Origin of the sequence: Salicibibacter cibi (genome assembly GCF_016495865.1) — a bacterium.
In the GTDB taxonomy this organism is placed as follows: Bacteria; Bacillota; Bacilli; order Bacillales; family Marinococcaceae; genus Salicibibacter; species Salicibibacter cibi.
On sequence record NZ_CP054706.1, the window covers coordinates 1,352,203 to 1,378,213 of the forward strand.

General features: G+C 43.4%; 21 protein-coding genes and 4 pseudogenes. 12 read left to right on the forward strand and 13 right to left on the reverse strand.

Annotated features, from left to right (window positions below):
• The first annotated feature begins 21 nt into the window (after positions 1-21).
• The 4 genes from megL (at position 22) to HUG20_RS06900 (ending at position 3,219) form a co-directional block, all read left to right on the forward strand.
• Positions 22-1,197, forward strand: a complete 1,176-nt coding sequence (gene megL, locus HUG20_RS06885; RefSeq protein WP_200089543.1) for a methionine gamma-lyase — start codon at positions 22-24, stop codon at positions 1,195-1,197.
• Positions 1,198-1,488: 291 nt separating this feature from the next.
• Positions 1,489-2,064, forward strand: a complete 576-nt coding sequence (locus HUG20_RS06890; RefSeq protein WP_200089545.1) for a hypothetical protein — start codon at positions 1,489-1,491, stop codon at positions 2,062-2,064.
• Positions 2,065-2,066: 2 nt separating this feature from the next.
• Positions 2,067-2,291 (forward strand): hypothetical protein, encoded by a 225-nt coding sequence (locus HUG20_RS06895; RefSeq protein WP_200089547.1) that lies wholly within the window; start codon positions 2,067-2,069, stop codon positions 2,289-2,291.
• A 223-nt stretch (positions 2,292-2,514) separates the two neighbouring features.
• Positions 2,515-3,219 (forward strand): YczE/YyaS/YitT family protein, encoded by a 705-nt coding sequence (locus HUG20_RS06900; protein ID WP_200089549.1) that lies wholly within the window; start codon positions 2,515-2,517, stop codon positions 3,217-3,219.
• Between the two features lie 155 nt (positions 3,220-3,374).
• Here HUG20_RS06900 and HUG20_RS06905 read toward each other — a convergent pair whose 3' ends face one another.
• Together HUG20_RS06905 and pdxR are read right to left on the reverse strand one after the other, a co-directional pair.
• The gene (locus HUG20_RS06905; RefSeq protein ID WP_200089551.1) at positions 3,375-4,712 is read right to left on the reverse strand and encodes a hypothetical protein; all 1,338 of its coding nucleotides are present in this window, start codon (positions 4,710-4,712) and stop codon (positions 3,375-3,377) included.
• Between the two features lie 81 nt (positions 4,713-4,793).
• On the reverse strand, positions 4,794-6,194 hold the full coding sequence (pdxR, locus tag HUG20_RS06910; protein WP_200089553.1) for a MocR-like pyridoxine biosynthesis transcription factor PdxR: 1,401 nt from the start codon (positions 6,192-6,194) through the stop codon (positions 4,794-4,796).
• Positions 6,195-6,313: 119 nt separating this feature from the next.
• On the opposite strand from pdxR, the gene gabT reads away from it, so the two are divergent.
• The 6 genes and pseudogenes from gabT to HUG20_RS19120 form a co-directional block, all read left to right on the forward strand.
• Entirely contained in the window at positions 6,314-7,597 is a 1,284-nt protein-coding gene (gene gabT, locus HUG20_RS06915; RefSeq protein WP_200089555.1) for a 4-aminobutyrate--2-oxoglutarate transaminase, read from the forward strand.
• A 24-nt stretch (positions 7,598-7,621) separates the two neighbouring features.
• Positions 7,622-9,032: pseudogene (locus HUG20_RS06920) on the forward strand (NAD-dependent succinate-semialdehyde dehydrogenase).
• Positions 9,033-9,098: 66 nt separating this feature from the next.
• Entirely contained in the window at positions 9,099-10,724 is a 1,626-nt protein-coding gene (locus tag HUG20_RS06925) for an amidohydrolase (protein WP_200089557.1), read from the forward strand.
• Between the two features lie 21 nt (positions 10,725-10,745).
• Positions 10,746-12,332: a zinc-binding metallopeptidase family protein gene (locus HUG20_RS06930; protein WP_200089559.1), complete on the forward strand. Its 1,587-nt coding sequence runs from the start codon at positions 10,746-10,748 to the stop codon at positions 12,330-12,332.
• A gap of 278 nt (positions 12,333-12,610) precedes the next feature.
• Positions 12,611-14,061, forward strand: a pseudogene (locus tag HUG20_RS06935) (BCCT family transporter).
• A gap of 171 nt (positions 14,062-14,232) precedes the next feature.
• Positions 14,233-14,373, forward strand: a pseudogene (locus tag HUG20_RS19120) (arginase family protein); the annotation flags it as partial.
• Between the two features lie 367 nt (positions 14,374-14,740).
• On the opposite strand, the gene HUG20_RS06945 reads toward HUG20_RS19120, so the two are convergent.
• Positions 14,741-16,153, reverse strand: a complete 1,413-nt coding sequence (locus HUG20_RS06945) for an FAD-binding oxidoreductase (protein ID WP_200089572.1) — start codon at positions 16,151-16,153, stop codon at positions 14,741-14,743.
• Positions 16,154-16,441: 288 nt separating this feature from the next.
• Between HUG20_RS06945 and HUG20_RS19955 the strand changes: the two are divergent.
• Positions 16,442-16,650 (forward strand): annotated as a pseudogene (locus HUG20_RS19955) (sigma factor); the annotation flags it as partial.
• Between the two features lie 102 nt (positions 16,651-16,752).
• On the opposite strand, the gene HUG20_RS06955 reads toward HUG20_RS19955, so the two are convergent.
• The gene (locus HUG20_RS06955; RefSeq protein WP_200089574.1) at positions 16,753-17,334 is read right to left on the reverse strand and encodes a hypothetical protein; all 582 of its coding nucleotides are present in this window, start codon (positions 17,332-17,334) and stop codon (positions 16,753-16,755) included.
• A gap of 855 nt (positions 17,335-18,189) precedes the next feature.
• On the opposite strand from HUG20_RS06955, the gene sigK reads away from it, so the two are divergent.
• The gene (sigK, locus tag HUG20_RS06960) at positions 18,190-18,900 is read left to right on the forward strand and encodes an RNA polymerase sporulation sigma factor SigK (RefSeq protein WP_200089576.1); all 711 of its coding nucleotides are present in this window, start codon (positions 18,190-18,192) and stop codon (positions 18,898-18,900) included.
• Between the two features lie 110 nt (positions 18,901-19,010).
• Here sigK and HUG20_RS06965 read toward each other — a convergent pair whose 3' ends face one another.
• The 9 genes from HUG20_RS06965 to HUG20_RS19770 all read right to left on the reverse strand — a co-directional run bounded on the left by HUG20_RS06965 (position 19,011) and on the right by HUG20_RS19770 (position 25,762).
• Positions 19,011-19,283, reverse strand: coding sequence for an HU family DNA-binding protein (locus HUG20_RS06965; protein WP_200089577.1), 273 nt, complete (start codon positions 19,281-19,283; stop codon positions 19,011-19,013).
• Between the two features lie 172 nt (positions 19,284-19,455).
• Entirely contained in the window at positions 19,456-19,830 is a 375-nt protein-coding gene (gene mnhG / locus HUG20_RS06970; RefSeq protein ID WP_200089578.1) for a monovalent cation/H(+) antiporter subunit G, read from the reverse strand.
• The gene (locus tag HUG20_RS06975; protein ID WP_200089579.1) at positions 19,811-20,092 is read right to left on the reverse strand and encodes a Na(+)/H(+) antiporter subunit F1; all 282 of its coding nucleotides are present in this window, start codon (positions 20,090-20,092) and stop codon (positions 19,811-19,813) included. The genes mnhG and HUG20_RS06975 overlap by 20 nt, the downstream gene beginning before the upstream one ends.
• The gene (locus HUG20_RS06980) at positions 20,092-20,568 is read right to left on the reverse strand and encodes a Na+/H+ antiporter subunit E (RefSeq protein ID WP_200089580.1); all 477 of its coding nucleotides are present in this window, start codon (positions 20,566-20,568) and stop codon (positions 20,092-20,094) included. The genes HUG20_RS06975 and HUG20_RS06980 overlap by 1 nt, the downstream gene beginning before the upstream one ends.
• A gap of 5 nt (positions 20,569-20,573) precedes the next feature.
• Positions 20,574-22,055: a Na+/H+ antiporter subunit D gene (locus HUG20_RS06985; protein WP_200089581.1), complete on the reverse strand. Its 1,482-nt coding sequence runs from the start codon at positions 22,053-22,055 to the stop codon at positions 20,574-20,576.
• Positions 22,048-22,386, reverse strand: a complete 339-nt coding sequence (locus HUG20_RS06990) for a Na(+)/H(+) antiporter subunit C (protein ID WP_200089582.1) — start codon at positions 22,384-22,386, stop codon at positions 22,048-22,050. The genes HUG20_RS06985 and HUG20_RS06990 overlap by 8 nt, the downstream gene beginning before the upstream one ends.
• Positions 22,386-22,820 carry a Na(+)/H(+) antiporter subunit B gene (locus HUG20_RS06995; RefSeq protein ID WP_200089583.1) on the reverse strand — a complete coding sequence of 145 codons (435 nt, stop codon included), beginning with the start codon at positions 22,818-22,820 and terminating at the stop codon, positions 22,386-22,388. Before HUG20_RS06995 ends, HUG20_RS06990 begins: the two co-directional genes overlap by 1 nt.
• Complete coding sequence (locus HUG20_RS07000) at positions 22,817-25,228, reverse strand: Na+/H+ antiporter subunit A (protein WP_200089584.1); 2,412 nt, start codon at positions 25,226-25,228, stop codon at positions 22,817-22,819. The genes HUG20_RS06995 and HUG20_RS07000 overlap by 4 nt, the downstream gene beginning before the upstream one ends.
• A 288-nt stretch (positions 25,229-25,516) precedes the next feature.
• Positions 25,517-25,762 (reverse strand): sporulation histidine kinase inhibitor Sda, encoded by a 246-nt coding sequence (locus HUG20_RS19770; protein WP_343073202.1) that lies wholly within the window; start codon positions 25,760-25,762, stop codon positions 25,517-25,519.
• Between the last annotated feature and the right edge of the window lie 249 nt (positions 25,763-26,011).

Genomic DNA, 26,011 nt, shown 5'->3' on the forward strand with positions numbered 1-26,011 from the left:
AGGGAGAGAGGAGGGGTTTTGATGCCAGAAAATAAAGAAACAGGCTATATTCACGGCCATGAGGAGAAAGAGCGTCATTATGGGAGTTTGGTCCCGCCTATTTATCAAACAAGTACGTTTACGTTTCCTACTGCGGAGAGTGGGGCGGCTCGTTTTTCCGGAAATGAAAGCGGATACATGTATAGTCGCTTAGGGAACCCGACCGTCCGGGAATTTGAAGAGCGTATGGCTGAGGCTGAGAGCGGAGAAAAAGCGCTTGCGTTTGCTTCCGGGATGGCCGCTGTCTCTGCCGTTTTAACGTCTTTACTGAGAAGCGGGGATCATGTGCTTGTTTCCAAAGGCGTGTACGGGTGTACATTTGGGCTTTTATCGTGGCTTTCCGATCGTTTTCAAATTAATGCCAACTACATTTCTATGGAAAATAAAGCAGACCTCGCAGAAAATCTCCAGCCGACGACAAAAGTCATTTATGTGGAAACGCCCATCAATCCAACAATGAAAATGACAGACCTTTCGCTCATTACGCAATTTGCGCAGGACTATAACCTGACGGTTGTCGTGGACAATACTTTTGCTTCTCCCTATTTACAGCGTCCGCTCGAGCATAAAGCAGATGTTGTCGTGCATAGTGCCACAAAATATTTGGGTGGCCATGGCGATGTGATTGCCGGAGTGGCGGTTGGCACCCACGATTTTATGGAAATTGTGGGAAAGAACGCACAAAAAGACATGGGGGGTGTTCTCGGATCTTTTGAAGCTTGGTTGTTGCTGCGGGGAATGAAAACCCTTGCCGTGCGTATGGACCGGCACTGTGCCAACGCGAAGGTCATTGCCGAAAAGCTGAAAAAACATCCGCAAGTCGAAACCATCTTTTTTCCGGGTGACCCCGGATTTCAACAATACGAATTGGCGTCAAAACAGATGGACCAGCCAGGAGGAATGATCAGCTTTACCGTTAAGGGTGGAAAAGAAGCGGCTTTTAACGTGATGAACCACCTGAAAATGATCGCGATCGCGGTAAGCCTCGGTGATGCGGAAACGCTCATTCAACATCCGGCATCGATGACTCATGCCGTGATCCCTGAACCCGAGCGAGAGTTTATGGGGATTAGTGATAATATGCTTCGTTTATCGGTCGGGCTTGAGCATCATGACGATATTTGGCGTGACTTGAAGCAGGCATTGGAAGGAAATTGAATCTGTTTGGGAATAAGACAGGTGACAACGCATGGCATTCGGACAAGTACGAATCCGCTCATTACGGTCACCATGAAGCAGTAATGACGCCCTAACGCGGGAATCGATCGTTTTTTCTATCATAGAGCGTTTGCGGTAGCTGGCGTCTTTTTTTCGGTGATAACACAAAAATCTGAAAACCGTGCTATAATTAAAGTGAACCGAGGTGAAGGAATGGCCGCCAAGGAGGTCCCCAAACAAAATTATGATATTATTTTCAGAGCGATGACAGAACAATTCGGTTAAAAAGCATTGGATTTCTACGGCATTGATACGGCTCCCATTGTCGGTGTTGAGCCAACGGATTTGCCGGTCATTGACGTCAACGATAGCCGCATGGATTTTGTGTTCCTGTTGGAAGATGACAGCTATTTGCATATTGAGTTTCAGACAACCTTCAAGATAAGTGACCTGGAACGATTCAAATTGTATGATGCAGCATTGTATGACCAGAAAAAGAGAAGGATCTACACTTATGTTGTATATGGCGCGGATATAAATGAAGCGGAAGAGTTTTTGGATCACGGTTCCATCCAATACCGTGCACATGCGATCTATATGAAAGGGTACGACGGCGATGTTATTTTTGACAGGTTGGCTAAGAAAATACACAATCGGGAAACACTAACCGACGAAGAACAGCTACAGTTGATTTTTCTACCTTTGATGCATACTAAAAAAGAACGAGAAGAGTTGGCAACGGATGTTGTTGAGCTTGCCCATCAAATCGAAGATGAAAACCAACGCTTTAGACTAATAGGCGCAACGGTAGGAATTGGAGATAAATTTCTGGCTGACTCTTATATCAAAAAATGTTGGAGGTGCTGAAAATGACCCGCATTGTAGAAAGAATTTATAAGGATGGGATCGTAGAGGGAAAGCAAGAGGACATACTCACTTATTTAAAAAGTCGATTTGAATTGAGTTCAGTCGATATTCAGAATAAAATTGAAAACATTACCGACATTGAAGTGTTAAACAGGTTGATCGCGAAACTGTACAAAGCTGAGACAAAAACGTGCGCCTTACAACTGATTGATGAATTTAAGGAATAGTCGGGAAGATCCTGTGGAGCGTCCACAGGATCTTTGTTTTTCCGATGGGGAATTTGATAGACGGAATAATTCCCATAAAAAAATTCCTTCTTGATAACTAAAAAGAAGGAGCGTATAATTGATCAGGTGAGATTTTGTAAGGGGTGCCTGCAAATTTTTCTACAAGTCTTGGAAAATACGAACCTCAATAAAAGGCAAGTGAATCAACGAAAGAAGGTTTAGCATGGAAAGGCAACATAGAGACAATAAGCATCACAGCAGCATCTCTTTTTTCTTATCAAGGGTTGCTTTATTTTTCGCCGGATTATTAACGCTCTCGTTTGGGGGCAGCTTAATGATCCAATCTACGCTAGGTTCAGCGACTTGGGACGTCCTTCATATCGGCCTCGCTAATCTGACGCCTTTAACGATCGGCATGTGGGTTCAAGCCGTTGGTATTCTGATGATCGGCATGACTTGCTATATTGAAAAAAGAAGACCACAGATCGGCAGTTTTGTTAACATCCTTTGTGTAGGCGTTTTTCTGGATGCCTGGTTACATCTTCCGATCCAGCAAGTTTTTCAAAGCACTTGGCAGTTATTTTTTGTATTAATTGCCGGTATTGTCTTCATGGGTATTGGCGCCGGCATGTATGTATCTACACGCCTTGGGGCAGGACCGCGCGATGGCATGACCCTTGCCCTTTCCAATAAGTCAGGGTGGTCGATCCGTCTTGTGCGTACAATAATGGAAGGAACAGCCCTTCTTCTCGGCTGGCTTCTTGGCGGCCCGGTTGCCATCGGCACATTCGCATCCGTATTCTTGATTGGTCCCGTCATGCAAGCATCGCTTGGCTTTTGGCGAAAACAAGTGGCTAAATGGGAGACTGCCCCTGTGCAACAGCAGAGAACAAAAAGAAGAGCATATGCTTCGTCGACGAGTGCGTAGAAATTGAAGTTGCCTTTTTTAGGGGAAGGGGCTTAGATAACAGACTACTTCACTACGTCACCGGCAATGGATTTCTACTTTATAGGATCCGATCTCAAACTAGCCGTTGAACGGGCGGCCAGTTATTTTTTGCTTGGCAACACGTCAGTTGTCGCTTATTTTTTGCGATTCTTCTTTTGCTGTTGTTTTGCTTTTTTACGTTTTTTACTTTTGGCCGCTTTTGTGGGTTGGGATTTTGTTTGTTGCTTATTTCCCCCTTCGTTTACTAAATCATCGAACAATGACATTTGGACACTATGATCCAGAAACGGATTGGCTCCATTTTTTGTAGATGATCTTTTCATGGTACGATCCAAAAATGTTTGATGGAAGTGGTTTTTTTCTTCCGTAAATGATTCATCGTTCACAGATGATGGTTTAACCCACGTATGGACAAAATCGAACCGCCAAATGTCGTCTTTGTATACTTTGAATAAGTCATTTTTGACAGTAGCGACATGTTCCAAAGCCTTGTCGGAAATTTCTTCAGTAACGAGTTGTTGATCACGCAAAAAATCATAAATGTACGGGATTCCCCATAATAAGGCAAAGCCCTGTTCTTCTGTGTTAGACATAAATCCAAAAAATTTGCCAATCAATTCATCTAAATCTTGATATTGCAAACGGAAATTCGAGAGCGATTCCTTTCTTGCAAGCATATTAAAGTATGGAAACCATATGCTCGCACTTATAGAAAAATGAAAGTTTCCTTTTTTAAACATATATACTGCAAATGCCCAAAAAAGCGATCGTGCCTTGTCTTTTGAATTGTTTTGTACAACTGTAGCCCAGTCATTCCTAGTGAAAATAGGTTCTTCATCACCTGCTGTAGCTATTTTCTTTAAAAACTGTTGCTCTGGCTCAAAATTGGTATTGTAATCATATTTTCTCAACGTATTTTCCAATTGTTGGGTGTCTAGCGTTTGGTAAAATTCCTGACACGCATTAAAAAAAATCGTGTCTATTAAGTCTGATTCCGCTCCAGGTATTAGTTCGTCGCTATCCTGTATAGGCTCATTTAATTCCTCGGCCAATTTTAACATGAGTTCGTCCATTTGATAGAATCGTATTTTTTCGTAAAGAGGAAGAAACATCTCATAGACATGACCCGGATTCGCGATAAAAGGGTGAAGGTGAACATGGAGTTTGTCGAAATCCTTTGTATAGAGGTAATATTCGACAGCAAAATTACTTAAATATGGAAACTCATTTTGATAGAATTTATCGGTCGATTCTTTCGTTTTTTCGATCATGTGTATAGCTTTTTCATATTGATTATCATGAATAAGATCGCTTTTGAACTCAACGGTTATCAGTCCAAAATCGTCTTCGATTAGTTCATCGTCGGGTACATTTTGCTCCAGTACTTCCATGATCATTTCATATTTCTCATCTGAAGAAATTTGCATAAAATTCCCATACCATTCATCTTTTTGTTCTGTATAAGGGATCAAAAGTCATTGTCCTCCTTTTGTAGAAGTAGTTGCCTTTATTGTATATGAAATTATCGTCTATTGACAGTGGTCGGTTAGAAGTTACTCCGGAAAACAACACCGAAACAACGCCCCCACTGCTCCGTCAATCTCTTCAGGTTTCAATTTTGCAAAACCGATGATCAGTGTCGGGGGTGCGCTTCCCGATGCCTCATGCATAAAACGTTGAATCGAATATAGTTCAAGCTCCATCTTTTCCGCTCGTTCCATAATCGCCTCGATCGGTTCTTCTGTATCCAAATGCAACAAAAAGTGCAAGCCGGCTTTTTCTCCCTCTACTTGAATCCGCGAACCGAATCGTTCCTGTATCGCAGTGATCAACTTCGCTCTCAGCTCTTTATAGTATTTGCTCATGCGTTTAATGTGCTTATCATAGTCGCCACTTTCCAGAAAACGGGCCAGGGTCAATTGCGTGAGAACGGACGTCGTTTGCATAAAATGCAGTCCTTTTTCTTTGAATACATCGATCAATCCCAACGGCAACACCATGTAACTCATTCTTAGGTCTGGTAGCAACGATTTCGAGAAAGAATCAATATAAATCACTTTTTCATTGACGTCCAGGCTTTGTAAGGAAGGAATGATGTCTCCCTCGTATTTAAACTCGGAATCATAATCATCCTCGATTATATATCTGTTTTTCTTTTCATAGCACCAATGAAGCAATTCTGTTCGGCGTGACACCGGCATAATCGATCCTGTCGGCATTTGGTGGGAAGGGGTGACGATCACGATATTCGCTGTTGTTTTCCGTAATTTTTCTACCTCTATGCCACGCTCATCCACAGGTACGTGATAGACAGTGTTACCCATCGTTTTTAACAAGGAACTGAGGCGATGATACCCCGGTTCTTCGATTGCGAACGGTTCGTTTTCGGCAACGACCAATAGGAATAATTGTAACAGCCATTGCATGCTCGCACCGATGACAATTTGTTCGGGTTCGCAAATGACTCCGCGCGTATGCCGGATTTTATTGGCCACAATTTCCCGTAGTTTATAGATGCCTTGTGGGTGATTAATTTCCGACAATAACGTTTGATCTTCGTTGATCGCTTTTTGTGCACTATGATGCCAACTTTGAAAAGGAAAAAGGGAAGCATCCACACCCATGTGAGAGAAGGAATAGCGATATGATTTCGGTCGAGTTTCCAATAGGTTCGGATTGAGTTTCTTTTCTACGTTTAGAGATTGGATCGGGTGAATGGCTTCCACAAAATAACCACTGCGTTCTTTTGTGTATAAATACCCCTCCGCGATTAATTGATTGTATGCAGAAAGGACACTGTTTTGGCTAATGTTGAGCGATGTCGCCAACGTTCGTTTTGAAGGAAGTTTGGTTTTGGCCGCCAACGTTCCTTGTAAAACTTCATTTTTAATCCATTCATAGATTTGTTTATATATAGGAAGGGGATGTTCTCGATCAATTGGGATATGAAGCATGCTAACCTCCAACTGGTACCTTTATAAATTTAAAATTGGTACTATTAAGGATATCAAAAACCGCTTACAATGACAAAAACATTGATGCATGAAAGCGTTATTAATGAGGAGGTTTTCATATGACTACTTGGCAAGAAAAAAGAGATCGTTATATTCCTAAAGGCGTGGGCAATGGCAACCGAGCAACTGCCAGCCACGGCAAAGGGGCGACGCTTTATGACGATGGAGGAAATCCCTATATTGATTTCGCCGGAGCGATAGGTGTCATGAATGTCGGACATTCCCACCCGAAAGTTGTGGAAGCGGCAAAAGAACAAATCGAAAAAGTGACGCATCCTGGCTTTAACGTCATTATGTATGATGGCTATATTGAGCTGGCTGAACGTCTTTCCAAGATCACACCGGGGGATTTTGATAAAAAAACCTTATTGTTGAATAGTGGAGCCGAAGCAGTGGAGAATGCGGTGAAAATCGCGCGGAAATCGACAGGCAGACAAGCGGTCGTCACCTTTTCCCGGGGATTTCATGGGCGAACGAATATGACGATGGCGATGACAGGAAAGGTAAAACCATATAAATTCGGGTTTGGTCCTTTTGCGCCTGAAGTCTATCATGCGCCTTATCCGTATATGTTTCGCAAGCCGGAAGAACAAAGCGATGACACCTATGTACAGTCTGTGATCGATGATTTTGATTTATTTTTCAAAACGGAAGTGGCGCCTGAAGAAGTAGCGTGTGTTGTGATGGAACCGGTGCAAGGGGAAGGCGGCTTTATCATTCCACCGAAGGCTTTTGTGGAACATGTTGCGAAGCGCTGCCAAGAACACGGCATTCTTTTAGTGGCGGATGAGATTCAAACTGGGTTCGCGCGTACCGGTGCTTGGTTTGCGAGTGAACATTTCGGTATTACACCTGATCTAATGACGCTATCAAAATCGTTAGCAGCCGGCTTTCCATTAAGTGCAGTTGTCGGAAAAGCTGACGTTATGGACGCGGCTAATCCTGGTGAACTTGGTGGAACATTCACAGGTAATGCTGTTGCGTGTCAAGCAGCTTTAGCTGTCTTGGATATCATTGAAGAAGAAAATTTAAATGAGCGTGCGGAAGTCGTCGGTCGTCAATTTGAAGATAAAGTTCGCACTTGGGAAGAGACATTTCCATTTGTTCGCGGTTTTCGCCGTTTAGGCGCGATGGCTGCCTTTGAAATCGTTAAAGGCGATGGAAAGACGCCGGATGCAGAGAAAACAGCCGCGATTTTAAAAGCCGCCAATGCCTCGGGACTTTTACTGCTTTCTTCAGGTTTGTACAGTAATGTCATACGTTTTCTAGCACCGGTCGTAATCACGGATAAAGAATTGGATAAAGGGTTAGAAATCCTTGAAGACGTATTGAAACAACAGTGAGGGGGATCTACGATGAAACAACAAATGTACATTGATGGACAATGGCAAGGTGAAGAATTGACCCACATTGAGGTCATCAATCCTGCAACGAAACAAGTGGTTGGAACGGTGCCGAACGGAGGGAAAAACGAAGCAAAACAAGCGGTGGACGCGGCTCATGCTGTTTTTGCTTCCTGGTCAACATTGACGGCACAAGAACGTGGTAGACTTTTAGCCGTATGGCATCGACTAATCGAAGAAAATAAAGAAGACATTGGAAAAATCATGACGATGGAACAAGGGAAACCTCTAAAGGAAGCGATAGGGGAGGTCGGGTATGCCAATGGTTTTATCTCGTGGTACGCCGAAGAAGCGAAGCGAATTTACGGGGAAACCATCCCTGCCTCGCACACGAATAAACGCATATTCGTGCAAAAACAGCCGGTCGGTGTGGTAGCGGCCATCACACCTTGGAACTTCCCGGCCGCGATGATCACGCGTAAAGTAGGTCCGGCACTCGCCGCCGGTTGTACTACGGTTATTAAACCGGCAGAAGAAACGCCTCTGACTGCTTTAAAATTGGCAGAACTCGCTGAAGAAGCCGGGATCCCCGCAGGAGTCGTCAATGTTATCACCGGCAATCCACAAGACATCGGGGATACATGGCTTGAGGACGAGCGTGTCCGGAAGATCACGTTTACAGGCTCCACTGAAGTAGGAAAACAACTGATGAAAGGGGCCGCTGAAACGGTTAAAAAGGTATCGCTTGAACTCGGTGGCCACGCCCCGTTTATCGTCATGGAAGATGCGGATTTAGACAAAGCGGTGGAGCAGTTAATCGGATCTAAATACCGGAATTCCGGACAAACATGCATTTGTACGAACCGCGTGTACGTACAAGCATCGATTCTGGAGACTTTCAACGAAAAATTCAAAGCGGCTGTTGCTGATTTAACGACTGGAAATGGATTGGAAGAAAACGTTGACCTCGGCCCATTGATTAATGAACAAGCGATTGAAAAAGTCCAAAACCATCTCAACGACGCGACAGCAAAGGGTGGAAAAGTATTAGCCGGTGGAAATAGCTTTGTGAAAAACGAAGGCCAATATTTTGAACCAACCATTATATCCGGCGCCACCGACGACATGCTCTGCATGAATGAAGAAACATTTGGCCCCGTCGCACCAATTGCTTCTTTTCAAACGGAAGAAGAAGTCATACAACGAGCGAACAACTCTCCCTTCGGTTTAGCCGCTTATGTTTTCTCGGAAAATATCGGGAAAGCTGTACGTGTGAGTGAAGGATTGGAGTACGGTATCGTAGGCGTCAACGATGGTTTGCCTTCCGTGCCGCAGGCGCCATTCGGGGAATGAAAGAAAGTGGCCTAGGCAGAGAGGGGGGCACCACGGGATAGAAGAGTATTTGGAAGTGAAGTATATTTCTTTGGGGATCTAGGTTATTTACTTCCCATACGATCCTCGCGAATAGCTCTATAATCGAATATTCAATGGAGGAATAACTATGAGTAAACAATCATTATTATTTTATGGCGGAAAAATACTAACAATGAGCGATGGAATAGAAAGTGCGGAAGCAGTAGCTGTGAAAGGAAATGAAATTGTTTGTGTAGGCTCATACGAAGAGTGTGAAGCTTCATTACAAGGGCAAGGAGAAATAAGAGAAATAAATTTAAAGGGTAAATCTCTACTCCCTGGATTTGTTGACCCTCATGCCCACTTAATGATGTTGGGTATGGCTTATAGTTGGGCAGATATTAGTTACCCTAAAGTTAAAAGTATTGCTGATATCATTGCTGTTTTAAGGGAACAAAAAAAGAAAACACCTGCGGGAAGTATTATTCGTGGATTTGGACTCGATCAAAGAAATCTTGAGGAAAAACGATATCCAACAGCTGATGAGCTGGATGAGGTTGCTGAAGATTGCCCCGTTCAAATTATGCATATAAGCGGGCATAATAATGTAGTTAATAATTATTTACTTCAGGAACTAGGAATTAATAAGAATGTAGATGATCCTATAGGTGGAGCCATAGGAAGATATGAGAATGGACTCCCGAATGGCCAGTTGTTCGATAGCGCCAATGATCATTTTGCTAAAAAATCCGGTGTCGTGATTGGAAGCAACGGTCCTAACATTCATATGCCGGATACACCTGAAAATTTACAAAACCTTGTTGCGGTTGGTCAGGAACAATGCCTTTTATCGGGTGTGACAACAATTAATGATCCTCAAGTTACAAAACAGGAGATGGAATCTTTTCAGGAAGCTCGAAATAATAACCTTTTAAAAATGCGTATTGTGATGTCTATTCTATCTACGTACTTAGATGAATTGACTCAGCTTGGATTTAGATCCGGCTTTGGTGATGACCAACTTTCGATCGGTTCCATTAAATTGTACGCAGACGGCTCCCTAAATTCCGGTACCGCATACTTGTCTTCTGGTTATTTAGACAGCAGTCGTAAACAAGGATATCTTTATCATGAACCGGAACGTTTTAAAGAAATACTTGTGAAAGCGCATAGACAAGGTTTCCAGACCATTACACATGCTCAGGGCGATGGTGCAATTCAATTAGTCATTGATGGTGTGAGAGCGTCACAAGAGCAATCACCGAGGAGTGATGTACGACATCGAATTGAACATTGCGGATTACCGGATCCGGCTCAGATCCAAGATATTTCTGAATTAAAAATTTGGCCTGTTCCTCAACCACAGCATGTATATCAGTTTGGTGAAGGGGTTGTACGAGCAGTCGGTGACCATGGTGATAATTTTTCACCATATGGGTGGTTTAAAGATCAAAATATACCTATCGTATTGTCATCAGATGCGCCGGTTGCTCCTCCAAACCCATTGCAGGCTATTTATGCAGCCGTCACGCGTTCCACATTACAAGGAAACGTTGTAGGTGCTGACCATCGAATCTCTCTTACTGAAGCTTTAAAAGGCTATACGATTGAAGCGGCTAAAGCTATACATCGTGAAGATTCTATTGGATCCATCGAAAAAGGCAAACTAGCTGATTTTGTCATATTGGATAAAAACCCATATGACACATCAGTAGAAGAGATCCCTACTATTGAAGTAAGTGAGACATGGATTTCGGGAGAGCAAGTTTATTAAAGAAACGAGGTTATTCATTTTATGCTGACAAATGAAAAGAAGGACATCATAGAATGGGTTAACAAAAATGAAAAAACATTATCTGATTGGAATCAGACAATCTGGAACTATGCAGAACCAGCTTGGCGAGAGTACAAATCATCAGCTTGGTATGTCCATCGTTTAAGGGAAGAGGGATTTGAGGTTGAAGAGCAGAGTGGTGACATGCCTACCGCTTTTTGCGCGACTTGGAAAAATGGTACAGGTCCTGTCATTGGCGGCTATGCGGAGTATGATGCTGTCCCCGGGAATAATCAGGCAGCTGATACTGTCCAAAAATCTAGGGAGGGATTAAGTCCATATGCCGGTGGGCATACGGATCCCCATTCTGCACTAGGTATAGGTTCCCTTGGAGGATTTTTAGCGGCGAAAGCAATGATGGAAAAGCATGACATTAAGGGGACTTTAAAGTTTTTTGGTGAACCTGCAGAAAAATTACGAGGCTCAAAACCTATTCATGCAGCGAAAGGTTACTATGACGACCTTGATGCTGCGATAAGCTTTCACCCTTTCTACATGTTGCCTCTCTGTAACACAACAAGATGGGATACACATTGCGCGGTAGCATATTCTGTCATGTACACGTTTACCTGTGATGAACCACAAACGTGGTTATCCTCGGGAGAAGATTCTCCTATTCCAGCAGCACATGCCGCTGCAAGAGCTCCGGGTGCAACAGATGCTGTTGTTACAATGTATTCCTTGTCTAAAATGTACAAGGAACATATGCTATCGAACAGCATGGGTTGGTCAGTAAATGAAACAATTTTAAATACTGGACAGGCGACTGCTGACAATATTCCGGCGCAAATGTCGCAAATTTACTATTTTATTCGTGTTCCGGACATTGAAAAGGCTCAACAAGTCATTCAAGTGCTTGACCAAAATGCAGAAAGTGCAGCTTCAGCTGCTCATTGTAACTGGAAACGAGAGTGGGTCACAAAATCAAGGGCAGGACTTGCCAACCATACGATGGCGGAAGCAACTTACCAAAATCTTAAGCATGCAGGTGCACCCCAATTCGAAGGGAAGGCCGTAGATATAGCACGGGAAATTCAAAAGAATCTTGGGTTTGATCCGATGGAAGAACCTTATCTCGATGAGATCGAGACGCTCGTCCCTCCGCAAGAGGCAGAACGCAAGATGCGTGAATCGTTACCGGCTTGGCAACAACACTTTACATCTGATGATTATACAGAGTATTGCTGGCATGCTCCGACTGTTAGACTTTATATAGGTAGACCTGCATTAAAATCACCAAAATCGGGCTATGCCTATCCCGACTGGGTCATGAATGCGATGGGCGGAATTCGAGAATGTATAGACCCTATGATTTATAGCGCTTCTAAGACTGTTGGTATGATGATCATTGATCTGCTTACTAATGACAAACTTTTAGATAAAGCTAAAGAAGAGTTTAAGGAGCGTACTGGTGGTGGAATTAATGGCGCCTATTGGACACCACCACTTTGTGATTACGAGCCTCCAATTGATTATCGTTGGCCTGAGTATGTCACTACTGCCCGCGGAGAAAATCACTGGGTGATTCCTGCGAGAGGGGATGAATGATTGACTGGATAGATTAACAAGGTTAATGGATAAAACAAACAATATTGAGCCCACACTGTTAGTTTTCATACGCTAGATGCATTGATGGGCTCATCTCTAACCAGGCAGGACCGGAAACGAAAATCTGATTTATATATCACTATCACGCTTATGTTTTTTAAAGAATATAAAAATTGATTAATAAAGAATGTACGCGCATTATTATTTTATAAAGGGGATGGATCATTTTGAAGAGATATGTCGTCTTAATCGGCGCGCTTATAATCACTTTTCTATTAGTGCTTATAGGTATCATAAACCCTGAAGGACTAGGGGAATTCTCTGAGTATCTTCTTAACGATTTAATTGGTGGATATTTTGGATGGTACTATATGCTGGTTGCATTTTTCATTGTTGTAATTTGTTTATATACGGCTTTTTCAAAATATGGATCCATTAAACTTGGTAGAGATTCGGATCAGCCGGAGTTTAAAAAGTTCACCTGGATTGCGATGTTGTATAGTGCAGGGATTGCGATAAGCCTTTATTTTTGGGGAGTGGCGGAACCTGTATTACACTATATGGAACCTCCTGGTGGGGAAGGGGAAACGAAAGAAGCCGCAGATTTAGCAATGCAGTATACCTATTTTCATTGGGCATTGCATAGTTTTGGAGCTTATACGATAACCGGATTGTTTATGGCATATTTCCAATATAGGAAAAACTCACCACCCTTAATCAATTATGCTTTTTATCCTTTATTAGGGGATCGTATTCATGGTCCTATTGGCCAGATCATTAATATAATAACCATATTCGCAGTGATAGGAGGAATCACAACTTCGCTTGGTTTAGGCGTTATGCAAATGGGTGCCGGTTTTGATTATGCTTGGGGGATCGAAAACACACCGAACACACAAATATTTATGATTCTGATCTTAACGGTAATGTTTATTACTTCTGCATATTCGGGTATACATCGAGGTATTAAATGGTTATCTAATATTAACATTGTACTAGCTTTGACGATTTTGTGTCTATTTTTCATATTAGGTCCGACCACGAATATTTTAGAAACGATTGTTAATGGCACGGGCAACTATCTTTCAAACTTCATAAATATGAGTTTTCATATGGAGCCATTTATTGAAGGTTATGATTGGCAAGCAGGTTGGGATTTCTTTTACTGGGGCTGGGCTATCAGCTTTGGTGTATTTGTTGGTCTTTTTATGGCTAGAATTTCAAAAGGAAGAACGATTAGAGAATTTATCATCGGTGCCATGGTAGTACCTTCAGTAGCCACAATGATTTGGTATGGTACTCTTGGTGGGAGCGCCTTGTATAATATTATTAATTTAGGTAATAATGAACTAGCTAATCAAATATTAGCAGATATGGATACTGCATTGTTTTATTTCATGGACCTTTTTCCGCTAGGATCAGTAATTATAGTGCTAACACTTGTTTCGTTAGTAATTTTCTTTGTTACATCTGCAGATTCTACTGTTTACGTTTTAGGTATGTATAGTGAAGGAACCACAACACCCACAAATAGAAGCAAAATTTTATGGGGAATTGTAATTGCTGGGTGGCAATCGCGTTATTAATAAGTGGCGCATTAACTGCATTACAATCCATATCAGCTGCAGCAGGTTTACCCTTTTCTATAATTATAATATGTATGTGCGTTTCCTTTTTTAAATCTATTAGAGAAGAGTATAGAAGTTTGAACTATAAAAAAGAAAAGTGAAAATGAAGTATGAGGGGATGCAGTTGCGTTAGCTGTATCCCTTTTTGATAGGTTATATGTTTAATACGAGGAATGATGAGCATGTAGGGAATATCTTCAAATTTTTTTGGGAGGAATATTGATGTACCCGTCAAAAGATTCATCGAGATCGCCGCACTATGTCGGATCAAGAACTTTTATGTTTTGGAGTTTGTCAAAGGTTTAGACGGTATCAATTTAGTTTAGTTTGATCTTGTCGAAGTGCCTCCTGCTTATGACAGTGGTGAAATTACTGCTAATGCTGCATTTTCTGTTATGATTGAAATGATTTAAAGAGGCGGAAACAAGATTAGGCAAAAAACAACAGGGGATTCCAACAGAACTTAACGCTCATCGATAAAAAACTAACTCAGATATTAAGCCCCATGCTTATGCGTGGGAGAATTGAACAGGAAGTGCCGTGAGGCGTGATGAAATAAAGTCCTCCTTTGCTATAATGAAATTGGTTTCACCAGCCAAATTTCATAAGCAAAGGAGGACGGTATCCCATGGGTGCAAAAAGTCTATCCCACACCCGTTGGGACTGTAGTTGGTCATAGCGACAGCAGGACGGGTTGATGACACAGTCCCGACCTGAAGATGCGTTCAAAACAGAAATGACTAGCGAATGGCTGCTTATACTGAGTTAGCTGTGGGGTTGTTACCCCTCCACCTCCCGACTCAATATCAACCGCTGCCCTTTATCCGGGAATATCTTCCCCGGATTCATAATGTTGTTTGGGTCCCAGCTTTGTTTAATCCGTTTCATCATGTCCACGCCAACGAGGCCTAACTCATCCTCTAGAAAAGGGGACTTCATCGTCCCGATTCCATGTTCTCCGGAAAGCGTTCCGCCCAGTTCCAATGCAAAATGAAATATTTCCCCAACGGCCTTTTCAACCCGCTCGAGTTCTTCTTTGTCTCGTTTATCACATAAAATATTCGGGTGGAGGTTGCCATCACCCAAATGACCGAATACAACAAGCGAGAGCTGGTATTTTTCGCGGATATCAGCCAAGTGAGCCATCATCGCGGGGATTTGGCTGCGTGGAACTGTGGCATCTTCGGACGCCCGCGTTGGTTTGATGGTTGCAATGGCGGGGGAGACCAACATCCTGGCTTTCCACATGTTCAAGGCTTCTTCTTTCGTCCGGGGCATAGAAACGGATGTTCCGCCGAGCTCTTTCATGATTTTCATTACGGTATCTGATTCTTCTTGGACAGCTGTAGGATGTCCGTCGACTTCGACCAGAACAATCGCTTCAATGTCCGTGGGCAGGCCTAGAGGTTCGTATTCTTCAACGGCACGTGCGCAAGCCTGATCAATAAATTCCATTTTCGCCGGGAGAATCCCGGAGGTTAACGTTGTCGAGACTGCTTCTCCGGCCGTTTCCATCGTCGGAAAGGCAGCCATCACCGTTTGTTTAGTGGCAGGCTTTGGAATAAGCTTTAACGTAGCACTTGTAATAATGCTGAGAATGCCTTCAGAACCGACAAGGAGCTTTGTAACATCCAGACCTGTGACGTTCTTTATTGTGCGCCCGCCGGTGTGCATGACGTCGCCTTCCGGGGTTACAACTTCAAGGCCTAGTACATAATCTTTGGTGACGCCATACTTCAAGCCGCGGGGGCCTCCGGCATTTTCCGCCAAGTTCCCGCCAATGGTAGAGATGTTGGAACTGCTCGGGTCTGGGGGATACATCAGCCCGTGTTTTTCTGCTTCAGCGTGAATCTCGGAGGTCAGAGTCCCTGGGGATACACGCGCGACTAAGTCCTCGGGGAAAACTTCTACCGAAGCCGGCCATTGACTCATATCGAGGATTATTCCTCCATGGATCGGGAGGTCACCACCGCTCAATCCTGTGCCTTGGCCTCTCGGTGTCACCGGAACTTTGTATTCGTTTGCAATCTTCAACACTTGCCTGACCATTTCGGTATTGGTGACATAGACGACGGCTTCCGGAAAAAACTCACCGAAGGAAGCATCGAAACGATAGGTCTCGAGATCAGAACGAGCGCTCACCAAGTGATGATCCATTTTTTCCTGTAAAACTTCTATCCATTCTTGTTTCATGGAAAATCTCTCCCATTCTTGTATAGGCGAACGAGGGTTATACACAACCATCTTTCGAATGTATTCTTCGAAGCTTTCAATCCCCCGATTATTGTGCTTCTAGCGACATGTTTTTTGCCATTATACCGGAATATTTGTTGAAAATACATATCTTCGTTACAAGGATTGTGGCAAGCCAAATTCTACAGAATCCGGAACCCTGAACGTAGGCATAAGTATGCTGTGTTTGGAGATTTTGATTGGACATATATGTATATCTTTTCATTGAGTGCATGGGAGGAGTAGGTTGCGCGTAACAAGCTAGTGAGACAATTTGCACCTTGTTGCACTGTTGCACATATCGTAAAAAAATTTGAAATACGAATGAAGATAACGAAGGTTTAATTTTAATCGGGAGGATTGGGCTTACTAAAGGGATTGAGAGCTATTCTCCAAATAAAGGAACGAAGCTCGCGACGTATGCGTTCGTTGTATTGAAAAATAGGTACTTATTACATTATATAATATAACGAAATCATTCGACCACCTCTTTTGAAATATACGTTTCCTTTTGAGTTAAAAATAAGCCCTGGAATCAGGGCTATTATATTATGGGTTATCTATCTCTCTAAATCAATTTCCACACTGATGTCCTCGCCAAGATCTTCAAAATTTTCATCATGCGCTGCATTATATCTAAGTTCAATGCTTTCTACATCATCGGCGTTAGAGTTCTCTAGAATATAAAATGAGGATCCGTCTTTGCTAACTTGACCGAAATAGTCTCCATCTATATGGTCGCTAAGCATCATATCTGGTTCTAATTGTTCCCCAGTATCAGTGATTAAAGTGGCTTGTGATGCATAGAACATTACGTCATCCTCGCTTGTATTCTCTACATTCATGTCAACTTGTATATATTCCACTTCTGGATCGTCGAGAAGCATGGCGGGTTCGGCTTCAAATGCAGCAGACACTCCATTTGCTTTTTCAATTTCTAAAACGACAGGTCCTGACTCAAACGTTCCAACCTCATCGGCTAGACTAACAAGTGTTTGTTCGCCATTTTCATCTGAAACAGTTTCTCCTACTTCATGACCGCCTGCTGTAGCAGCTGTTTCATCCCCGTTTTCTTCTTCATCGTCCTCCTCTGCGTCCTCCTCATCTTCTACATCATCGTCGGAATCTTCATCAGCGCTCACATCTTCGGTTTCTTCGTCCTCTGCTTCTTAGGTGACATCTCCGTTTTCACCTTCGCCACAAGCTGATAAAACAAGCAAAGATCCAATCCCTATTGCAGCTAAGTATTTTTTCATTACTGTTTAACCCCTCTATAATTAATTGTAAGTGAAATGATACTATAGAATCACAAACTTTGGTAGCAATATGCATCGTAACAGTACCTGCCTCCCTTTCACCGCAAAATGCTTCTTATATCAGGGACGTTGATTATCTAAATTCAAACATTTAAATAGCTAAAACAAACACGATGCCGTTGAAGAAGAAACAATGGTAATAATACCTTATTTTGATGTATTTGCGGACTAATTTGCCTTTCGGCAACCATTACGAGTTCCCAAAACCTGGACCTGAAGACTCCCCAGGCTCTCGATCACCGTTTAGAGTCCGCAGATATCGTTCCTGATGACCCACCTGATACTAAAGCATTGGTTTTCTCTTTTTATACCAGGCCTAAGAATATCACGGGTCTCTATAAGGCACGGCGGTAGATCAAACTTTTGCACCGCTTACTCACCCGACTCTTGACGATGAATCACTTCTTTAGAACGTCGCTGGATGCCCAACGGGAGAAAACGGAAGCGGCTAGATAGCGAACCGGGCAGAACGATACCATCTACGGGCAGCTATTTGCGCCATCGCGATGTATATGGCCCGATACCGCAACTTGACCCGGCGTACGTTCGTTCCACTTACGCGAAAGTATTTTATGGTAAATCAACGCACTGCTCTTATATACATAATTTCCCCCTTCCTCCTGCACCAACCAAGCCCACCCCTGCATAGGATAAATAAGATGATCCTAGGAGGGGTTCTCCATGTCTGGCATTTTTACCGCGATTGCGTACGCGTTCAAGGAAATTATGCTGTTCGTTTCTTATGTTAAAAATCAGGCGTTTCCTCAACCTTTATCAAAGGAAGACGAAAAAAAATACCTAGAGCGCATGAACGAAGGAGATGAACATGCGCGTAACATGCTGATTGAGCATAATTTGCGTCTCGTTGCACATATTGTAAAAAAATTTGAAAACACGAATGAAGATAACGAAGATTTAATTTCCATCGGGACGATTGGACTTATTAAAGGGATTGAGAGTTATTCTCCGAATAAAGGAACGAAGCTCGCGACATATGCGGCCCGTTGTATAGAAAATGAAATTCTTATGCATTTTCGTTCCCTTAAAAAAGTAAGCAAGGACATTTCCATTTATGAGCCGATCGGGGCGGATAAAGAGGGAAACGAACTAAGTTTGATGGAGATTCTTAAAGAGGATGGACCGGATATTGTCGAAGATTTGCATCTGAAAATGGAAAAACGCCATATTTATGAAAGTATCCATGTGTTGACGGAACGGGAACGGGAAGTCGTCGTAGCTAGATTCGGACTCGGCGAAGATGAGGAACGCACGCAGCGAGAGATTGCAAGGGATCTGGGTATCTCCAGGAGCTATGTGTCGAGAATTGAAAAACGTGCTCTGTTGAAGCTGTTTCAGGCCTTCTATAAGCGTCAAAAAGGAGAGAAGCATTAAATGATATTAAAAGGGAACGGATACAATGTTGATGAACCGTTCCCTTTGCGTTATAACTATGCTGTTTTGTTGAAGAAAAACCTCCTCCACGGAGGTTTTTTATGTTCGGATTAATTGACGGCGTCTTTCAATTGCTTGCCGGGACGGAATGCCGGATTTTTGGTTGCCGGAATTTCAATTTCCTCGCCGGTTTGTGGGTTACGCCCTTTGCGGGAAGCTCGTTCGCGAACTTCAAAACTGCCAAAGCCGACGAGTTGCACTTTGTCCCCTTGTTTCAACGTGTCGGTGATGTTGTCGAATACCGAATCTACGGCTTTTGAAGCCTCTTTTTTGGAAAGATCGGCATGTTCTGCAACAGAATTGATTAAATCTGTCTTATTCATGTAAAAACACCCTTTCATGATTGATATAGTACGAGTGGCATGTACATATCAAATTTACTCATGAAACCCTTGCTATGTCAAGTGTTCAAGGCTGAATTCAAGCAAATTGATACGATTAAAACCATTATTGCCCTCTCTTGTCTTTTTTAATCATCCATTTTTACTTCTTTCGTCATGGATTGTCAGATTTCTCGGTATTGCGTTCAGGTTCGAGATGTTTCGGGTAACTTTCCATTAATTCGTCATGTTTTGTATGACTCCATAATTCAACGCCATTTCGGTGGGCGGATCGAGAAATAATCATTGCGGCCACCGGTGCGGTGAGGAACACAAAGACGATGGTGATCAAGAGCTGCAGGCTAAAGATTCCCTCGGCCAAAAAATACGTAAAGGTCCCTAAAATCAGCAAAACGACACCAAGTGTAGCGCTTTTGGTCGCCGCGTGCATGCGGGTGTAGACGTCAGGCAGACGGATGATTCCGATGGATCCGATCAAGCTCAATAAACTGCCGCTGAGAACAAATAGGCTAATGAGAATCTCGATCAATGACGACACCCCTTTCTAAAAACTTCGCCAATGATACCGAACCGACAAAGGCCAAAATTCCTAATACCAATACAACCTCAGCGTAAGCGCTCGTTGATTGCCGAATCATAAGAATGCCGATAAAACCAATCAAGTTCAAGCCAAAGGAGTCAAGGGCGACAACGCGATCCCACAATGTCGGCCCTTTTAGCGCTCGCCACACACAAAGCAACAAAGAAAAAGAGAAGATGACTAATCCGATTAACAACACTGTTTCAAACACTATTTCGTCACCTCCCGAATGGCTCGTTCGAAGTTATTGCGGACATCATCAATCACGTCCTGCGTATTCTTCACATGAATGCAATGAATGTAAAGTGTACGGCCATCTTCGGAGTAATCCATCGTCATCGTGCCGGGCGTGAGGGTGATGCACATGGAAAGAATTGTCACTTCCCAATCGGTTTTCAAGCTAGTATGGAGGGCAACAATTCCAGGTGTGACGTTTAACTTTGGACTCAAGACGACGCGAATCATATCAAAATTCGCGACCATGAGTTCTTTAACAAACAGGACGATCAACTTAATGATTGCCCAGACGCGCTGCAAGTAAAACGGTTGAGGGAGCGAACGACGCAGAAAAAAGATCACTCCGACCCCGATTACATAGCCAATCACGAATTCGACGATGGTGTATTCGCTTTGGAGAGCCATCCAGAAAATGGCGATGGCGATATTTAAAAGAATTTGAAATGCCATAGTGTTTACTCCTCCAGCACAGATTCAATGTAAACAGAAGGTTCCAGAAGTTCTTCAGCAATCTCGAGGGAATAGCTAAAAATGGGCTCGGCCATGAGTCCTAATATAATGGTAAGTGCCACGAGAGGAGCAGTTGACAGAAGTAAGCTCCCGGTTTTGATTTTCGCTTGGGCTTGTGTATGTTTTTGTCTTCCCCAAAAAGCAAATGAAAAAATTTTGATCATGGAAAACAAGGTTAATAAGCCAACGAGCAAGGCAACAGCCGTGACAAAGTAGTGCCCTTCTTGCATCCCGGATAAAATCAATGGAAACTTGCTGAAAAATCCGGAGAGGGGCGGGATTCCTGCCAGCGAAATGGCCGTAATGAAAAACATCCAGGAAAATGTCGGATGCGTCTTCAAAAGCCCGCCCATCTCTTTCAGATCATTCGTGCCGGTGATTTTTTCCGAAACCCCCGCAAATAAGAATAAAGCGGTTTTTACAATAATATGGTGAACGATGTAATAAATGGCTCCGGCGAGTGCTAGCGGCGTGAAAATCCCAAGTCCCATTACCATGTATCCAACCTGGCTGATAATGTGATAGGAAAGGATGCGTTTGAAATTGTATTGGGCAACCGCTCCTAAAACGCCAAAAAACATCGTCGCACCGGCAATGAACAAAATAAGATTATGGGTAAAAGAAGGATCATGGTTAAAAACAACCGTGAAAATACGAATGATCGCGTAAATACCTACTTTTGTCAGCAAACCGCCGAACAGAGCTGCAATTGCCGCCGGAGGTCCTGTATAGGAATCCGGCAGCCAAAAGTACAACGGAAACAGAGCCCCTTTCATAGCAAAAACGAAAAGAAGGACGACCGCTACGACATTGAGTATGCCTTCTTGATCCAGTTCAGCCACCCTCACACCCAAGTCGGCAATGTTTAATGTGCCGGTTGCTGCGTAAAGATAAGCAACCCCGGCCAAAAAGAACATGGAACTGAAAACATTAATCGTCACGTATTTAAAAGATTCTCTAAGTTGAAACCCGCTTCCGCCGTGGACGATCAAAATGTAAGAGGCGATTAACATGACTTCAAAGAAAACGAATAAGTTGAACAAATCTCCGGTAAGGAAAGATCCGTTCACCCCTGTCAGCAAAAAAAAGTAGAAAGGGAAAAAATAAAATTTTTCCCGGTCCGGGTGAATCGTTTTAAAAGCAAAGAATAAACAGCAAACGCCTACAATCGCTGACAAGAGCAGCATCACGGTCGCGAACATGTCCGCGACGAGCGGAATGCCGTAAGGGACGGGCCAATCGCCCGTGTTCATAGTCATAATCCCTTCATTGTAGACAGCGATGGCAAGCCATATCGAAGCGATGAGAATGGTGATCATTGCGATCGCGCTAATCACCCGCTGCACTCTCTGGTACTTGGCAAAAAAGACAAGAATAGCGCCTATGATGGCCGGTAAGATAATTGGTACGAGTAAAAGACTATTCATTGGTGGAACCCCTTAATTGTTCAAGATCATCCGTTCTGTGCACTTTGTACGTTCGATAAGCAAGCACAATCGTAAAAGCGGTCACCCCAAAACTTATGACGATGGCGGTTAGAATGAGCGCTTGTGGCAGCGGATCGGTAAACGCTTCTTCTCCGCGGTTGAGAAGCGGTGGGGCGCCGGTTTTCAATCCGGCCATCGTCAGTAGCAACAAGTGTGTTGAATGGGATAAAATATTGATGCCAACGACGACCCTGATCAAACTTCTTGTCATAATCAAGTATGTACCGACCATAAAAAAAGTGCCAACGACAATGGACATTAGCAATTCCATTATTCTTCCTCCTCCGCGATCGTTAATATGATGGTAAGTGCGACAGCGGCTACACCCAAGTAGATACCGAGATCAAATATAACCGCCGTCGCCAGTTCCACTTCACCAATCAAAGGAAAGGAAAAATAATCAAAAAACTGGGTGAGATATGGAAATCCAAAGGCCATTCCGATAAATCCGGCTCCGAATCCAACAAGAAGCCCGGTTGGGATAAAGTTTACGTAATTGATCGGGAGCATTTCATCGATTTTTCGTTTATCAAACGTTAGATAAAGCAAAAGCACCGATGTGGCTGTCATAAGTCCCCCGATGAAACCGCCTCCTGGGTCGTTATGTCCGGCAAAAAACAGATAGATGGAGAAGGATAGGATGAAGAATGAAGCAACACGTGTGACGTGAATAAATAACAGATTGTTTGTTTTCCACTTCATCATACGTCATCCCCCTCCTTCATTTTTAATCGGACGAGCGCAATCACGGCAAGAGCAGCAATTGACAAGACAAGCAGTTCCAATATCGTGTCTAACCCACGAAAATCGACTAGAACGACATTAACCATATTGTAACCGCCGGCCTGATCCGCCGAATTTTCGATGAAGTAATCGGAAATCGGATCAAAATCGTTCCCCTGCCCAAAGGAAAATGCACTAAAGGCCACAACCGTAATGAGCAGTCCAACGCTGAAAGAGATGATGGCGTTTGTCCATTTGAACGTCAGCTTTGACGTTTCTCTCCGCAGTTCGGGCAAATGGTAAAAGGCGAGCATGAAAAGGACAACAAGGACCGTCTCAATCAGCAGTTGGGTAAGGGCAAGGTCCGGCGCCCTGAAGTTCACGAATAAGAGTGCGATAAAAAATCCGACGAACCCGAGGACGACGACAGCCGCGATCCGCTTTTGAATAAAGGGAAGCGATAGGACCGAGACGAGCAACAGTCCGATGAGTAATCCTTCGTAGACCGTCACTTCGCTCATACTGCCGAGATCCAATGTAAGGGCGTCAAAACGGAACATCGTCCACCCTGTAATAATCACGAAAAAAACAGCGATGAAAGCGAAATAATCACGCAATCTGCCTGTCATTTGGATGTTTGTGATCATTTGCGATCCTTTAATCGTTCCTGAAATGGTCCTGTCATAGACAGGTGTAAACGGATCGACGTCTTTGTTATAAATCGACCATTTGCTCCATCTTCCCATCCCCGCATAGATCAAGCTTCCGAAGGCGACAACGCCAATGGTCATCCACAGTTCGAGACTAAACCCGTGCCAGTGTTCAATGTTCACGGAAAAAGCCTCGTTATCCATCGGCAATCCGTTTAATATCGAGCCCATCGACGGTTCAATGATGGATTGGGACAAGAGATTCGGAAATAAGCCGACCGTAACAACGACGAAAGCGAGAATCGCCGGGCTGATTAGCATCCCGACAGGTGCTTCGTGCACTTTTTTCGGAAAGCGATCCGCCTTGAAACGTCCGGCAAACGTTTTAAAGAAAAAGATGCAACAATAGACGAACGTAAACACACTCGCAAGCCAACCGATCACCGGAAAAAGCATCCCGGCGGTCTCCATATTGAAGATCCCATATTCGGCGGCGTTCGTAATCGCGTCGAAAAAATACTCTTTACTGAGAAAACCGTTAAAGGGAGGCAGCCCAGCCATGGATGCCGCTCCGATTAAAGAAATCGTGGCGGTTGCGGGCATCACCAACATTAATCCTCCCAGCGAACGAATATCCCGGGTGCCTGTTTCATGATCGATGATTCCGGCGGTCATAAACAGGCTGCCTTTAAAGCTCGCATGGTTAAAAAGGTGAAAGACGGCCGCCATGATTGCAAGTGTGTACAATTCATTCGCGTCATCGAAATACAAAGCGGCGGAACCTAGCCCGAGCAAACACATAACCATCCCCAGTTGGCTGATGGTAGAGTAGGCGAGCAATCCTTTAAGATCTTTTTGGCGAAGGGCGGAAAATGATCCCCATAGCAATGTAAGCAAACCGCCGCCGGCAATGATCCAAAACCATTCCGGAGCACCTCCGAACAACGGCGTGAAGCGGGCAACAAGATAAATCCCTGCTTTAACCATTGTGGCGGAGTGCAAATAGGCACTAACCGGTGTAGGTGCCTCCATTGCGTCGGGGAGCCAAATGTGAAACGGAAATTGCGCCGATTTCGTAAATGCCCCCAACAAGATTAGGATCATGGTCGGCAAAAACAATGGGTGATCGATGATGGTGCCTGCTTGTCCGATCATTTCCTGGATACTGAAGGTCCCTGTGATAACGTATAGCAAAGAAAAGCCGGCGAGCATGGCAAAACCGCCGAACACAGTAATATTTAATGATTTGACGGCGCCATTGATCGAAGCGTCTCGATAATACCAATAGCTGATCAAAAGCGTTGAGGACAGGCTCGTTAATTCCCAAAATACATAGAGCACGATCAGGTTATCGGAAAGGACAACCCCGAGCATCGCCCCCATAAAAAGCAGCAAATAGACATAAAAATTGTTCAGTGCTTCCGTTTTTTTATCCAAGTAATAAATGGAATAAAGAACTACAAGCGCGCCAATCCCTGTGATTAAGAGCGCAAACAATAAACTCCAACCATCGACATAGGCTGAAAATTGGATGCCTAATGACGGAACCCAGGGAACGGATGCCATAAACGCATCCCCGTTCGCGATCGGGGTTATATATGGTAAAAAAGAAATAAACAAAACGGACGGTACGAGCAACACAAACCATCCGGTATGGACAGGGCGTATGTATTTATAGAGTATGGGCACGATGATTGCAACTAGGAAGGGGATGAGGATCGCCCAGTGCAGCAAGCTCATTCTATCTATCACTCCTCATTATTCGACAGTAAATTCCGATAGCACGAGTATAACGTAAATATATTTTTACTGCATTGCTGAAAAACGATGATGGTAAAAAAAAAACCTTAATGTTAAATAAGAAGAAAATGTACGAAGCAAAACGAAATTAGGAATAAAGACCTATTATATTTCGTGTTCCTCGCAAATAGTTTTCCACAAGATCGTTTTCTGATTCATCAAGTCCGCAAAAAAAGGACCCGGTGGTTACACCGGGGTCCTTTGCAAAATCAAACATATATTCATTGTTCACCCCAGTGACTGCGTCACCGTGAGGGCTCGTCGTTCCATTTCCGATTGAATGATGGCAATGAAATCATCATTCAAATTTAGCTTTAAAGCTCTTTCATACGCTTCTATTAGCATTTCATCAGAAAGGTTCCGCATAGCCAGCCCGCCAAAGTAGCGGATCCACCTCCTTGGTGATTCATCCCAAAACGATGTTGCTATTAAAATTGTTCCCGTCTGTTGGAAGTTGTATAATGATCCTATCATGAAAACATGTCATGGAACAACCGTTCGTTTATCCACATAATGCCGTGGATAAGTTGTGCACAGTTAAGGTGAATACTTATTTAAACCTCATAACAAAGGTGAAGGGATACGTGGATAATATTATCCACAATGTTGTCGATAAAAAAATTGTCGAAAAGTAACTATCATTTTTTTTGGAACAATCTCATACTAGCCTTTGTTTGAAAAAGAAAGCGATCATCGGTATACTTTCCAGTTAGCAAGAATGTT

Coding starts and splice junctions, on each gene's coding strand:
- HUG20_RS06995 (WP_200089583.1), bottom strand. CDS start 22,820: ATGATGAAGTGGAAAACAAACAATCTGTTATTTATTCACGTCACACGT.
- HUG20_RS19770 (WP_343073202.1), bottom strand. CDS start 25,762: ATGATAGGATCATTATACAACTTCCAACAGACGGGAACAATTTTAATA.
- HUG20_RS06930 (WP_200089559.1), top strand. CDS start 10,746: ATGCTGACAAATGAAAAGAAGGACATCATAGAATGGGTTAACAAAAAT.
- HUG20_RS06900 (WP_200089549.1), top strand. CDS start 2,515: ATGGAAAGGCAACATAGAGACAATAAGCATCACAGCAGCATCTCTTTT.
- HUG20_RS07000 (WP_200089584.1), bottom strand. CDS start 25,228: ATGAGCTTGCTGCACTGGGCGATCCTCATCCCCTTCCTAGTTGCAATC.
- HUG20_RS06945 (WP_200089572.1), bottom strand. CDS start 16,153: ATGAAACAAGAATGGATAGAAGTTTTACAGGAAAAAATGGATCATCAC.
- HUG20_RS06895 (WP_200089547.1), top strand. CDS start 2,067: ATGACCCGCATTGTAGAAAGAATTTATAAGGATGGGATCGTAGAGGGA.
- megL (WP_200089543.1), top strand. CDS start 22: ATGCCAGAAAATAAAGAAACAGGCTATATTCACGGCCATGAGGAGAAA.
- sigK (WP_200089576.1), top strand. CDS start 18,190: ATGTCTGGCATTTTTACCGCGATTGCGTACGCGTTCAAGGAAATTATG.
- HUG20_RS06985 (WP_200089581.1), bottom strand. CDS start 22,055: ATGAATAGTCTTTTACTCGTACCAATTATCTTACCGGCCATCATAGGC.
- HUG20_RS06965 (WP_200089577.1), bottom strand. CDS start 19,283: ATGAATAAGACAGATTTAATCAATTCTGTTGCAGAACATGCCGATCTT.
- HUG20_RS06925 (WP_200089557.1), top strand. CDS start 9,099: ATGAGTAAACAATCATTATTATTTTATGGCGGAAAAATACTAACAATG.
- HUG20_RS06980 (WP_200089580.1), bottom strand. CDS start 20,568: ATGGCATTTCAAATTCTTTTAAATATCGCCATCGCCATTTTCTGGATG.
- HUG20_RS06990 (WP_200089582.1), bottom strand. CDS start 22,386: ATGGAATTGCTAATGTCCATTGTCGTTGGCACTTTTTTTATGGTCGGT.
- pdxR (WP_200089553.1), bottom strand. CDS start 6,194: ATGCTTCATATCCCAATTGATCGAGAACATCCCCTTCCTATATATAAA.
- gabT (WP_200089555.1), top strand. CDS start 6,314: ATGACTACTTGGCAAGAAAAAAGAGATCGTTATATTCCTAAAGGCGTG.